This is a genomic window from Pseudomonas sp. Pdm06 (assembly GCF_014851795.1).
Classification (GTDB): Bacteria; Pseudomonadota; Gammaproteobacteria; order Pseudomonadales; family Pseudomonadaceae; genus Aquipseudomonas; species Aquipseudomonas fluorescens_AA.
In genome coordinates this window covers 252,591-265,142 of record NZ_JACVAH010000001.1, presented here as the reverse complement: position 1 = coordinate 265,142, position 12,552 = coordinate 252,591, and the positions used below count along the sequence as shown (strand labels likewise).

At 60.7% G+C, this 12,552-nt stretch carries 15 protein-coding genes; 7 read left to right on the top strand and 8 right to left on the bottom strand.

Annotated features, from left to right (window positions below; all coding sequences use genetic code 11):
* Window positions 1-111: 111 nt before the first annotated feature.
* Together IB266_RS01215 and IB266_RS01210 are read right to left on the bottom strand one after the other, a co-directional pair.
* On the bottom strand, window positions 112-921 hold the full coding sequence (locus IB266_RS01215) for an MOSC domain-containing protein (protein WP_192259654.1): 810 nt from the start codon (window positions 919-921) through the stop codon (window positions 112-114).
* Window positions 922-992: 71 nt separating this feature from the next.
* The gene (locus IB266_RS01210; RefSeq protein WP_053120553.1) at window positions 993-1,916 is read right to left on the bottom strand and encodes a chemotaxis protein CheV; all 924 of its coding nucleotides are present in this window, start codon (window positions 1,914-1,916) and stop codon (window positions 993-995) included.
* A 478-nt stretch (window positions 1,917-2,394) separates the two neighbouring features.
* Here IB266_RS01210 and IB266_RS01205 point away from each other — a divergent pair, with 478 nt between their 5' ends.
* From IB266_RS01205 to IB266_RS01195, 3 genes are all read left to right on the top strand, one after another.
* Window positions 2,395-2,865, top strand: coding sequence for a hypothetical protein (locus IB266_RS01205; protein WP_060738514.1), 471 nt, complete (start codon window positions 2,395-2,397; stop codon window positions 2,863-2,865).
* A 220-nt stretch (window positions 2,866-3,085) separates the two neighbouring features.
* Window positions 3,086-3,979: a sensor histidine kinase gene (locus tag IB266_RS01200; RefSeq protein WP_192260108.1), complete on the top strand. Its 894-nt coding sequence runs from the start codon at window positions 3,086-3,088 to the stop codon at window positions 3,977-3,979.
* On the top strand, window positions 3,976-4,635 hold the full coding sequence (locus IB266_RS01195; RefSeq protein WP_192259652.1) for a response regulator transcription factor: 660 nt from the start codon (window positions 3,976-3,978) through the stop codon (window positions 4,633-4,635). Before IB266_RS01200 ends, IB266_RS01195 begins: the two co-directional genes overlap by 4 nt.
* On the opposite strand, the gene yegS is transcribed toward IB266_RS01195, so the two are convergent.
* Window positions 4,619-5,536, bottom strand: a complete 918-nt coding sequence (gene yegS, locus IB266_RS01190; RefSeq protein WP_060738517.1) for a lipid kinase YegS — start codon at window positions 5,534-5,536, stop codon at window positions 4,619-4,621. The genes IB266_RS01195 and yegS overlap by 17 nt on opposite strands.
* A 316-nt stretch (window positions 5,537-5,852) precedes the next feature.
* On the opposite strand from yegS, the gene IB266_RS30625 reads away from it, so the two are divergent.
* On the top strand, window positions 5,853-6,161 hold the full coding sequence (locus tag IB266_RS30625; RefSeq protein ID WP_225613369.1) for a hypothetical protein: 309 nt from the start codon (window positions 5,853-5,855) through the stop codon (window positions 6,159-6,161).
* Window positions 6,162-6,219: 58 nt separating this feature from the next.
* On the opposite strand, the gene glp is transcribed toward IB266_RS30625, so the two are convergent.
* Both glp and moaB read right to left on the bottom strand, forming a co-directional pair.
* Window positions 6,220-7,407 carry a gephyrin-like molybdotransferase Glp gene (gene glp, locus IB266_RS01180; protein ID WP_192260107.1) on the bottom strand — a complete coding sequence of 396 codons (1,188 nt, stop codon included), beginning with the start codon at window positions 7,405-7,407 and terminating at the stop codon, window positions 6,220-6,222.
* 22 nt (window positions 7,408-7,429) lie between these two features.
* Window positions 7,430-7,969 (bottom strand): molybdenum cofactor biosynthesis protein B, encoded by a 540-nt coding sequence (gene moaB, locus IB266_RS01175; protein WP_053120541.1) that lies wholly within the window; start codon window positions 7,967-7,969, stop codon window positions 7,430-7,432.
* Window positions 7,970-8,047: 78 nt separating this feature from the next.
* Between moaB and mobA the strand changes: the two genes are divergently transcribed.
* Together mobA and IB266_RS01165 are read left to right on the top strand one after the other, a co-directional pair.
* Window positions 8,048-8,650, top strand: a complete 603-nt coding sequence (gene mobA, locus IB266_RS01170; RefSeq protein ID WP_192259650.1) for a molybdenum cofactor guanylyltransferase MobA — start codon at window positions 8,048-8,050, stop codon at window positions 8,648-8,650.
* Between the two features lie 74 nt (window positions 8,651-8,724).
* Entirely contained in the window at window positions 8,725-8,946 is a 222-nt protein-coding gene (locus IB266_RS01165; protein WP_092197592.1) for a YgdI/YgdR family lipoprotein, read from the top strand.
* Between the two features lie 77 nt (window positions 8,947-9,023).
* On the opposite strand, the gene IB266_RS01160 is transcribed toward IB266_RS01165, so the two are convergent.
* From IB266_RS01160 to IB266_RS01150, 3 genes are all read right to left on the bottom strand, one after another.
* Window positions 9,024-9,914, bottom strand: coding sequence for a pseudouridine synthase (locus tag IB266_RS01160; RefSeq protein ID WP_192259648.1), 891 nt, complete (start codon window positions 9,912-9,914; stop codon window positions 9,024-9,026).
* A 72-nt stretch (window positions 9,915-9,986) separates the two neighbouring features.
* The gene (locus IB266_RS01155) at window positions 9,987-10,307 is read right to left on the bottom strand and encodes a hypothetical protein (protein WP_060738522.1); all 321 of its coding nucleotides are present in this window, start codon (window positions 10,305-10,307) and stop codon (window positions 9,987-9,989) included.
* Between the two features lie 92 nt (window positions 10,308-10,399).
* Window positions 10,400-10,636, bottom strand: a complete 237-nt coding sequence (locus IB266_RS01150; protein ID WP_060738523.1) for a glutaredoxin family protein — start codon at window positions 10,634-10,636, stop codon at window positions 10,400-10,402.
* Between the two features lie 189 nt (window positions 10,637-10,825).
* On the opposite strand from IB266_RS01150, the gene IB266_RS01145 reads away from it, so the two are divergent.
* Entirely contained in the window at window positions 10,826-12,538 is a 1,713-nt protein-coding gene (locus tag IB266_RS01145) for a cation:proton antiporter (protein ID WP_192259646.1), read from the top strand.
* Window positions 12,539-12,552 lie beyond the last annotated feature (14 nt).

Here is a 12,552-nt window from a genome sequence, read left to right as displayed (position 1 = left end):
CACTACAAAGCGGGGACACAGTTCCCTCGCCACAAAAGCCAGAAAAGCTGTTACCTGATAAACAAAAATGCCCGGGTCATTGGACACGGGCATTTTTGTTCACGGTTCTTTTTATTCGAGCACTTCAACCGGCATGCCGACTTCAAGCCGACCGTTGCTGTCGTTGACCAGGTTCTGGCCGAACATCGCACCGTCCGGCGTCGAACGGTATTGCTGCAACGTGGCAAAGGGTTCGCGATTCGGATCGCGTTCGCCGGTGTGCGGATCGACCGTGGTCATGATGCAACGCGAGCAGGGCTTGACCAGCCGGAACTCCACCTCGCCGATACGAATACGCTTCCAACCGTCCTCGGCAAACGCCTCGCCGCCCTCCACCACCAGGTTGGGACGAAAGCGCAACATCTCCAGCGAGCGGCCGACCCGGGTCGACAGGTCCTGCAATGAGGCCTGGCCAATCAGCAGCAGGGGGAAACCATCGGCAAAGGCGACCTTGTCGTCATCCTTGCCATAACCGGCGGCGGTGGTGCGCGCCAATTCCACCGGCACATGCACCAACCGCGTGGGGCTGCCGATGAATTCGCTGACCCAGGCCGCCGCCTCATCACCGGCATCCGGTACACGCAAGGTGTCACGCCAGATGATCACGCCGCGCCGTCGCTCTTGCTGGGTGGGTGGCAGCGGCACGTCGATGGCACCATGGCCCGGTGCGCTGAGCGTCAGGCCACCCGCCTCGTTCCACAAGGCCGAAAGCTGACTCATCTTCGCCACGGCGCGCTGGGTCAGGAACCGCCCCGTGCCCTCATCCACCAGCATCCAGCGCCGATCACCGTCCAGCCCTAGCTTGTCCAGGCCAATCTGCTGCAGGGGCTGGCCCTTGCCGGACTTCAACGGATACCGATACAGCGCGCTCAGCCGCAACATGGTCAACTTCCCCGGTGGCAAAAAAATGCCACCTTATACGAGCCGGCCATTGAAGCAAACCACCATCGGTTTCAGTCGAGCATCAGCCGCTGGCGCACCACGTCGACCAGTTTGTCCGGCTGGAATTTGGAGAGGAAGTTGTCGCAACCGACCTTCTTGACCATCGAATCGTTGAAGCTACCGGACAGCGAGGTGTGCAACACGACATAGAGCCCACGCAGACGCGGGTCGTTGCGGATTTCGGTGGTCAAGCGGTAGCCGTCCATTTCCGGCATTTCGGCATCGGTGAAGATCATCAGCAATTTGTCGGTCATGACCTCGCCGGTATCGGCCCAGGCCTTGAGCATGTTCAGGGCCTTCAGGCCGTCGCTGGCGATGTGCATTTTCACACCCAGTTGACCCAGGGTGTCGCGCAATTGCGAGAGCGCAACGTTGGAGTCGTCCACCAGCAGCACTTCGCGGCCACGGGCGCGTTCCAGCACCGGGTCTTCGAGTTTGTCCCGGGAGACCTTGGCGTTGTACGGCACGATTTCGGCCAGGACTTTTTCCACGTCGATGATTTCCACCAACTGATCGTCCACCTTGCTGATGGCGGTCAGGTAGTGCTCGCGGCCGGCGCTGGTCGGCGGTGGCAGGATGGCTTCCCAGTTCATGTTGACGATGCGGTCGACGCCGCCCACCAGGAACGCCTGAACCGAACGGTTGTATTCGGTCACGATGATGGTGCTGTTGGCACCCGGCACCAGCGGCCGCATGCCAATGGCCTGGGACAGGTCAATCACCGGCAGCGTCTGGCCTCGCAGATTGACCACGCCGCACACGAACGGGTGGCGTTGCGGCATCAGGGTCAACTTCGGCAGTTGCAGGACTTCCTGGACCTTGAATACGTTAATGGCAAACAACTGCCGACCCGCCAGGCGAAACATGAGAATTTCCAGGCGATTCTCACCCACCAGTTGGGTTCGTTGATCTACTGTGTCGAGAATGCCGGCCATCGATGACTCCTGGGCTTGTTCGGATGAATCCAATAAAACCGATATCGGCTGCACAAGCCGAATCTTGACCCCGGATAAAATACAGCACGGGAATTGATATCACATTAACATCATGCTTTACTGGCTTCACGATTTCATCTGCTGTTTATCCCGCTGCGCGACTCCGGTTTGCGCACTAAGTTCCCCTGTCTAAGGGATTCCCCTAGGCACAATCAGGTCCAACCTGATATTCCCGTTATCCAATAGCCATTAATGTGACGCCATTCTCATTGCTGAACGGAGTCAGGCTTTTGTGCGCGACCACAGGACATCGGACCTGCAGCCTTTCGGCCGATCCCACCCGTGCAATCGTTTACGAATTCACCTTCGCTAAACGGCACGGGCGTGTCGTCGCACGTCCGTCCGCGGTCGACCTTGAGATCCAGCCGTTCGCCATACGCGGTTTCCTTTCGCCTGACATGATGTTGTGGAGATAAGCATGCCGAACGATCGTAGGAACTGGAGTCAACGTCTTCCCGAACTTCTGATCGAGGCCGAGACACTGCTGGCCAAGTCGGAGGAATGCCTGAGCCATCTGCAATTGATCAACAATGACAAGGACGCCATCGATTGCATGCTCAGCACCTTGCTGAAACTGGCAAACAAGACCAATGCCCTGGCGCTGGAAGCCGTTTCGGAGTTTTCCCTGCATATCCATGGCTTGCTCAGCCATGCGCAAAACCACATGGAATTGCATGACCAGGCCCTGGATGCCTTGAAGGATTGCTTCACCCTGATGGCCTGGCAATTGGAACTGGTCGATCACACCACCGGCCAGTTGAGCCTGGACAACAGCGAACAAACGTCCTTGATCGAGGCATTCGCTTTCCAGGTCGGCCAGAGTCCCGACCAGGCATTGGCCGCGTCACGTCCGCTGGCGTTGGTGTCTTATCCCCAGAAACAAGCCTGATACGATGGCAATACGCCTGCTCTCTAGTGCTTTCACCGCACCATCCCGAGCGCGACCAACGATAGGCGAAGTGGTACTATCTCCCGCGTCAGCCACTTCCAGGCAGTGCCGTAATAGCCGCCAACCGAAGCTGCCTTCGACCTGAAACGTTTACCCGACCCGGCCTGTCAGATGAGCTGACCGGCCTGCCCGCAGCGAACATTCATTGGCTCCATCCGCTATGCACGCCAGCCTCAAGTCATTCATCACCTGGCCTCCCTCCCGAGAAAACGCCCGTCGCTTCACATTATTATTGTGCATGTGCTCGACCCTCGGCTGCCTGCTGACCTACCTGTACGCCCACACGGTGCCGCTGGGCCTGCTGGCCGTGAATGTCGCGGCCTTGAGCTGTGTCTGGATCCATCATCGATTGTCACGCAAGTCCATCAAGTTCCAGCCCCAGGAGCTGGCCGAGCGGTTGCTCGAGGTCCAGGAGAATGAGCGCCATCGGCTCAGCCGCGAATTGCACGACGACATTGGCCAATTGCTGACCGCAGCGAAACTGCAAGGCGAATGGCTCAAGCGGCGGATGCCGGAAGAATTGCAAGGTCAGTGCGCACTCCTGTGCGAAACCCTGGACGAAACCCTCAACAAGGTCCGCGACGTATCGGCGATCCTCAACCCCAGGGAACTGACCAGCCTCGGGCTTGAGGCCAGCCTGCGGGCGCACCTGCTCAAGACCCTGGCCAACGTCCCGGTGAAGTGGAGCCTCGATTGCCAGCAGCGTATGACGGGTATCCCGGAGGAGATGTCGGTCGCGGTGTTCCGGATCACCCAGGAAGCGGTCACCAATATCTTGCGCCATGCCCGGGCGACGAATCTGCTGGTACGCCTGCAACGCCAGCCCGACGGCCTGACCCTGCTGATCAGCGACGACGGCCAGGGATTTGTCCCGGCCAGCCACCCCGCTCGCGAAGGTCAACGGGGCATGGCCGGCATGTCGGAGCGGGTCGAACAACTGGGCGGCACCCTCAAGGTCGTGAGCGAGGCCGGCAAAGGCACGCACATCGAAGCACGCTTTCCCTGGGCGCCACGTGCCCTGGAGCGAGCCAGTAAGAATAAGGTTCTCCTTTGATTTGTAATTTGCTCCTGGTAGATGACCACTCCCTGATCAGGGCCGGCGTACGAGCTCTGGTCATGGATATCCCGGACTATGCCGTGATCGGCGAAGCCAATGACGGCACACAATTGGTGGAGCTGGTAGAACGACTGAACCCCGACATCGTGCTGCTGGACATTTCCATGAAGGACACCAGCGGCCTGGATGCCTTGCAACAGCTCAAGCGGGTGCGCCCCCACAGCAAGGTGCTGATCCTGTCGATGCATACGGATCCTGCGCTGATCATGCAGGCGCTGGAATCAGGCGCCCATGGCTACCTGCTCAAGGACACCACCGCCACCGAGCTGAAACACGCCCTGGAAGCGCTGCGCAATGACGAACGCTACCTGAGCCCGGCCATCGCCCACACGGTGATCAACCAGGCGCTGACCCGCGTCCAGAAACACCAGCAGGACCCTGCCCAGGCCCATAACCTGACGGCACGCCAGCTAGAAATTCTGCGACTGATCGTACGCGGCAAGTCCACTCGGGAAATTGCCAATGGGCTGAACCTGAGCGTCAAGACCGTGGAAACCCACCGGGCGCAAGTCATGAAGCGCTTGCAGATCCATGACGTGGCCGGCCTTGTGCTGTTCGCGGTGCGTGAGCAAATCATCAGCCTGGATGACTGAGCGCCGTCGCGCCGCCCAACAGCGGCGAATCGGACGGCAGGTGCAGCCGCAGCGCCTTCGGGCGGACAGTGAAGCGCAGGGTATCGACCTGCAACGGCTCGCCATCGAGATTGATGTCCAGGCCTTGCGCGACCTTGATTTCCACCCATGGCAAGCGCGCGCGGACAAACATGTTGTCGATGCCCAGGCCGCCTGCCAGCAAGTCCTTCAACGTACTGACCACTTCCTGGGGCGCCGGCAGGATGCTGATGTCCAGCAACCCATCATCAGCCAACGCTTGCGGGCACAGCACATGGCCTCCCCCCGCCTGCCGGCCATTACCGATGCCCAGCGCGAGCAAATCGCCCTGCCAGTAAAAATCGGGGCCCTGCAACTCACCATAGGCGGTACTCAGTTCACTGAATCGAGACAGGCCCGTGAACAGGTAGGCGGCGCCGCCCAAGACCTTCTTGAGATCCTCGGAGGTGTTCGCCGTCACCTGGCTGCCAAAACCGCCGGTGGCCATGTTCAGGAAAATCCGCCCGCCGACGTCACCCACATCAACGGCCTGGGGCGCAACGTCCAATAGATCCAGGGCCTGCGCGGGTTCCAACGGAACACCAGCCGCCCGGGCGAAATCATTGGCCGTGCCCAGCGGCAGCAGTACCAGGCTGGCATCGCTGGACTTGTGGACGATCGCCTCGGCGATATCACGCAAGGTTCCATCACCGCCGCCGGCGATCAGTCGCGTATAACCGGCATCCAGGGCTTCATCGACGCATCGCTGGGCATCACCGGCTTCCCAGGTCAACCGTACCGCCAGCTCCCAGCCCTGTTCGCGCTTGAGCATCACTGCCGAGCGAACCTCTTCGTTGAGCGCTTGCTTGCCATGCAGAATCAACAGCGCCTTGCCTTTGCTCATCGTGGTCTCCGTCATTGGAAGGTTCAGGCATGGGACCGCTCATTGGCGCGAAAAAGCCCGGCGCGTCTCAATTTATTAAACGAGCAGGACGACTGGTCCGATCGACACGCCCTGATTCGAAGAGTTTTCTTACAAGATCTGGCGAATCAGCTCAATTGACCCTCTAGCGGTATTGAGACACCTTGGCTTCATGTTTTGCTGGATCGCTTAAACCCTCATCACACAAGGAAGCATTCTCCCATGGATGGATACGTCACGGCCCGCAGGGGCCGGATCAGTCGCTCGAACAGTTATGGCCAAGGGGATGGACCGTCCCATGCATAACCGTGAATACAAGCTGTCGCCCCGGCAGCTCGCGTCCTTTGGAAGCGGGCGGGCCGATACTCGAAACGAATGCAAAAGTTGCAGTAATCCCGTTGGAGGAATTGATTTGGAACCGCGCGTCGTTGAACTGGAAACCCACCTCAAATACATCCGCAAAGACATGGATGAAATACGCACCGACGTCAAGGTGATCCGCCACAGGCTGGCCTATTCGGCTGGCGCCGCGGCGGTGGTGCTCGGTTTGCTGGGCTGGATTGCCAACAATCGATTCGATCAGTTGGTGACGCTGCTCACGCGATAAAGGTGAGGCGCGCAAAGGCCCGGGCGTCCAACCCGGGCCGGAGAACACCTGCCAGGTGCTAGCCCAGGACTTCGCTCAAGGGAATGAAGCCCACTTCGTCGCCCTCCACCAGCGTCTGCCCTTCGAGCACCTCGACCAACCCATCGGCCCAGGCCGCGCTGCGCAGGACACCCGAGCTCTGGTTTCGGTAGATGATCGCTCGACCATTCTCCATACGGCCTCGCAGGTATTCTCGGCGACTACCCGCCTTTGGCCAGGCGAAACCGGCCGGCACCTTGAACTTGAGTGGCGCCACCGACTGAACGCCTTGGCGTCTCAATAGGTAAGGCCTTGCCAGCAGGGCAAACGTCACGAGGGTCGAAGCGGGGTTTCCAGGCAGGCCTATGACCGGCACGCCACGGTAATGCCCGAACGTCAGCGGCTTACCCGGTTTGATGGCGAGTTTCCACAGCGCCAGCTCGCCGTCCTCGCGCAAGGCGATCCCCAGGAAGTCCGCCTCTCCCACCGATACCCCCCCGGTGGACAGGATCAGATCGACATCCGATAACTGTGCCAGGCGCTCGCGGGTGGCCGACAAATCGTCGGGCAGGATACCCGCGTCAACCACTTCACAGCCCATGCGTTGCAGCCAGCCACACAACAGCACGCGGTTGCTGTTGTAGATCTGGCCAGGACCCAACGCCTGACCGGGCTCGACCAGTTCATCGCCCGTGGACAGGACGGCGACGCGGGCCTTGCGCACCACGTCCAGCGATGCACAGCCCAAGGATGCCGCCAAGCCCAGCTCGATCGGCCCCAGGCGAGTCCCGGCAGAAAGGACTTGCTCGCCAACGGTGGTCTCCTGTCCCTGGGGACGAATGTTCTGCCCACTGACCATGGGCTCGGTAAACCGCACCCGCTGGTCGCCTTCAACCACGGCGTTTTCCTGCATCTCGACGCAATCGGCTCCGGCAGGGACTGGCGCCCCCGTGAAGATCCGCGCGCAGGTACCAACGGCCAACGGCTCCGGAGCCTGGCCGGCGAAAATCCGCTGGCTGACCACCAACGGCTCGCCATTCCAGTCCGCCAGCCGCAAGGCATAACCATCCATGGCGCTGTTGGGCCATGGCGGCAAATCAAGGGTCGATACCAGGTCCTCGGCGAGCACTCGCCCTGACGCCGCGGCCAAAGGCAAATGTTCGCGCTGAGCGATCGGTGTGGCCGCAGCCATCTCGAGCAGCCGCTCCAACGCCACCTCAACGGCCATCAAGGCGCCGGCCTTGCCCGGTTTACCCACGGGATTCACAAGGGGCTGCCTGTTTCAAATGGGCCACGAAGTTGCACGGACGATGCCGCACATCCAATTGTTCGGCCAGGATCCCATCCCATCCGGTACGCACCGCGTTGGTCGACCCCGGCAGGCAACATACCAGCGTGCCATTGGCCAGGCCCGCCAGCGCGCGGGACTGCACAGTGGAAGTACCGATGTCGGCCACTGATATTTGCCGGAACAACTCGCCAAACCCATCGACCTGCTTGTCCAGCAGACACGTGACGGCTTCCGGCGTGCTATCACGCCCCGTGAAGCCGGTGCCGCCGGTGATCAGCACCACTTGCACCACGTCTTCGGCAATCCAGGTCGCGACTTGCGCCCGGATCTTGTACAAATCATCTTTGAGCAGGACCCGCGCCGCCAGGTTGTGGCCGGCCGCCGTGAGCCGATCGACGAAGACCTGCCCGGACGTATCGGTTTCCAGGGTACGGGTGTCACTGACTGTCAGCACCGCGATATTGAGCGGCACGAAAGGTACATCAGCCTTGGCTTTCATAGGCTCGTCCAGTTGTGGAGGAAACAGCCCGGTGTTATATCACAGCGCTTCATTTTTTCGCCCGTGCGGAGACACGCCATGACCTCGATTACGCCGCTGCCATCCTGCTCCATTCTGCTCTTGGCGGGTGGCCGCGGGCAACGCATGGGCGGTCAGGACAAAGGCCTGGTGCACTGGCAAGGCGAACCGCTGATTGCCCATATCCATCGCCAGACTCGCGCCATGAGCGATGACCTGATCATTTCCTGCAACCGTAATGCGCAACGTTATGCTGCGTATGCCGATCAGTTGGTGCATGACGAGGAAGGTGACTTTCCCGGGCCACTGGCGGGCATCCGGGCAGGTCTCAAGGCTGCGAGGCATCCGTATTTGCTGGTGCTGCCGTGCGACGTGCCGCAGGTCGACGCTAGCCTGCTCGACAACATGCGCAGGACGGCCAGCCAGCACCCCGATCAGCCGTTGATGGTGCGGCACGGCGAGCATTGGGAACCGCTGCTGTGTGTCATCCCGTTGGCCCTGGCAGCGAGCTTCGAAAAAGCCTGGAGCGAAGGCGAGCGCAGCCCCGGTCGGGTTATGCGCGCGCTGCACGCCGTTGCCTTGCAATGCCCTGCCGACGATCCGCGGCTGGCCAATCTGAACACCCCGGAGTTACTGGCCCGACATAAAGGCGTGTCAGATTGACACTAGCCAGGAACTTGCGCGCAATGTATACGTCTGAAGGTCAGTAACTTGAAGAATCCATTCGGAGAAACACCATGATACAACGGACCCTCGCCACGTTCATGCTCGCTCTGGGCCTCGCCACCCTTGCCGGGTGCGCTTCGCCAACAGTGATCACCTTGAATGACGGTCGCGAAATCCAGGCCGTCGATACCCCTCATTACGATGAAGAAAGCGGCTTCTACGAATTCGAGCAACTGGATGGCAAGCAGACTCGCGTGAACAAGGATCAGGTTCGTACCGTTAAAGACCTCTAATCTTCAACGCTACCGCCAGATACGAAAAGCCCGCAGCATTTGCGGGCTTTTTTATGCCTGGTCGAAAACCATGGGCACTACCACTGCAATGTAATCTCGCTCTGGAATACACGTTCCTGGCCAGTGACCGGGTCGATGAAACGCAGCCCCTGTGCCAGTAGCTTGAGCGGGTTGGCGTAGTCGTCCTCGGTGTCCCGAAGCACGTCAGGGTAAAACGGATCGTTGCAGATGCCCGCTCCCAGGGCATTCATATGCACCCGCAACTGGTGTTTCTTGCCCGTGACCGGAGACAACCCGTAGCGCCACAGGTCACCGTGTCTTTCCAGGACTTCGATGGCCGTTTCGGTATTGGGCTCGCCAGGGCCTTCCTGCATCCGAAAGAAAGGTTCACCGTCGATCATCCGGCTTCTATGCACCCGGGGAAAGGTCAACCCAGGCAACGCACGGGCAATGGCCTGGTAGCGCTTCTCGATCTGCCGCGTCGGGAATAACGACTGATACGCCGAACGGGTGTGCGGATTGGCGGAAAACAACACCAGCCCGGCCGTGTGCCGGTCGATGCGGTGCAGGGGCACCAGATGCGGGTTGTCCAGCCGCCGGATCAGCCGTCGCAACAAGGTTTGCTCGACGTATTCGCCTGCCGGAGTGACAGGCAGAAAATGCGGTTTGTCTGCCACCACCAGATGTTCGTCGGCGTACAGGATCGACTCCACCACCGGGATCGGCTTCTCGTCGGCTACTTCACGAAAATAGTGGATGCGCAGGCCTTCGCGGTACGGCAAGTCGACATGGATGGCCTTGCCCTCCCCGTCCAGTACCCGGCCCCGGGCGATCCGGTCCAGCCACTGCTCGCGACTGATGGCGCTGAAATGCTCGCACAGGCACTCCAGCACCGTCGGCCAGGACCCGGGTGGCAAATACAGCGTACTGGCCTGATGATGAGCGGCGGAAAACGATGAACCGGACATTGAAAACTCTCAGGCGTTTTTGCAGGGCGGCATTATCCGACAGTCGCACCGGTCAGCCCAGCGATGATTGCTTTACGCCGTGACTGACGTCGATTTGGCCGCCGCTTCGGTGAACTCCTTCAACCAGCGCAGCACGTCCACCGCCTCCCAGCGGCCTGGATCGTACAGCGCGTACAGCAACCCCTGGTAACCCACCACATCCAACTGTTTGTGATAGCCGGCACGCTGGAACAACGCTTCGATCTCGGCGAAACAGGTGTTGAAATGCAGTTTATTGAAGGGCGTCTTGCCTTCGGTCACCAAGCCATCCAGGCGTAGCTCCAGGACCGCCTCACGCACAACGTCCGCGGACATCCTGTTTACGCTGCTTTTCAGTTGTTCGACATTGACCAAGGGGGTGCACTCCAGATAGCTGTATGAACATACAGTAACCGAAGCTCGCTACTTTCGCCAACCGCTGTCTTGGGAACCGAAGGACGAACCGTTCAACGGAGGAAGGTCACGATCTGTTCAGCCTCGAAGGGCCAGTCCAGCTCGGCACCGGTATCCAGCCTGCGCAGCACGGGGATACGCAGGCCATAATCGTCCACCCAGGCTTGACGTTCCGAAATGTCCACCAGTTCCACCAACAATCCATGTTCGACGAAAGGTATCAGTTCAGCTTCGGCGACCTCACAAAGATGACACCCCAGGGTGCCGAACAACTGGCATTCAGGAAGCATGGCGGGTAGACCCAAAAAAGATAGACGGTCATTCTAGGCCCGCCTCGGAAAACCGTCGAGTCGCTGGCTCGCTTCCGGGTGTTTCGGTAAAACGCTGATGCAAATCACTGAACATAAATGCTTTTCCAGCGACGCTGGTCACGTTTTCCCCTCTACGCTGTGCGTTGTAGCCTTGAAACGGAGTTCCCCTTGTTTGCCAACCTGCTGATCATCCTTGCCTCGTCCCTGGTGGTCATCGCCCTCTTCAGGCGGCTGCGCCTGCCGCCCGTACTGGGTTATCTGTGTGTCGGGCTGGCGGTCGGGCCTACCGCGCTGGACTGGGTCAACGACAGCGAAGAACTGCCAGACCTGGCCGAGCTCGGGGTGGTGTTCCTGTTGTTCTCGTTGGGGCTGGAGTTTTCCCTGTCGAAAATGCTCGAACTGCGTCGGGTCGTGTTCGGCCTCGGCAGCCTGCAGGTGTTGTGTTCGGGGGCGCTGCTGGCGGGATTGCTGGCCGTGTGCGGCGCGCCGGTGATCGCCGCGCTGCTGCTCGGCGCGGGGCTGGCCTTGTCCTCCACCGCCATTGTCAGCAAGGAGTTGACCAGCCTGGGCGAGATCTTCAGCAGCCATGGCCAGAACGCCATTGGCGTGTTGTTGTTCCAGGACGTCGTCGCGGTACTGCTGTTGACCCTGGTGCCGGTCTTCGCCGGCAGCAGCGAGCACCCGTGGTACTGGGCGCTACCGCTGACCCTGGGCAAGACCCTGGTGTTGTTCGGTGGCCTGCTGCTGGCCAGCCGGCTGCTGTTGCCCCGGCTGTTCCATGAGGTGGCGGCGTCCCGGTCCGCAGAACTGTTCGTGCTGCTAGCCCTGGTGATCGTGCTGCTGACGGCATGGCTGACCCACTTGCTCGGCTTGTCGCCGGCCCTGGGGGCTTTCCTGGCGGGCATGTTGCTGGGGGAAAGCCACTACCGGCATCAGATCGAAGCCGACATACGCCCGTTCCGCGACATCCTGCTGGGGCTGTTTTTCGTCAGCATCGGCATGCTGATCGATCTGCAACTGTTCCGCGATGACGGCCTTTTGATCCTGGGATTGACCCTCGGCTTGATGCTCCTCAAGGGCTGCGTGGTCGCCGCCCTGGTGAAATGGCGCGGCAGTGATGGGGAAACCGCCTGGCGCAGCGGCCTGGCCCTGGCCCAGGGCGGCGAATTCTGTTTTGCCTTGATGGCGCTGATGCAACAGAACAGTCTCATGCCCGCCAACATCAGCGGCCTGCTGCTGGCCGCGACATTCTGCTCGATGCTGCTGACCCCGCTGTTGCTGCGTGCGGCACCACGCATCGCCGCGCGCCTGCATCGCAAACCCAACGAAGAGGCGCAACTGGACCAGATCAGCGCACTCAATGCCGGCTTGTCGGATCACGTGGTGATTTGCGGCTACGGGCGCGTCGGCCAGTCCATCGGGCGCTTCCTGCGCCGCGAAGGCCAGGCGTTCGTCGCCCTGGATGACGACCCGGTGATCATCCAGGAAGCCACCGTCGGGGAAAACTGCGTGCATTACGGCGATTCGCGACGGGGCGACCTGCTCGCCGCCGTTGGTTTGAGCCGCGCCAGGCTATTGGTGATCGCGGTGGACAAGACCGACATCGCCATCACCGTGCTCAAGGCCGCCCGGCGGGTCAACCAACAGGTGCCGATCCTGGTGCGCACCCGTGACGACAGCCAACTGGCCGAGTTGCAGGCCGCCGGGGCCAGCGAAGTGGTCCCGGAACTGTTGGAATCGAGCCTGATGTTGGCGTCCCACGCCCTGATCATGCTCGGCCTGCCCGAACAACAAGTCCGGCATCATGTGGATCAGGTCCGTCACGACCGTTATCGCCTGCTCCACGGTTTTTACCCTGGCAACCAGGACAAGGAGCCCTAGTGTCCTGTATCACA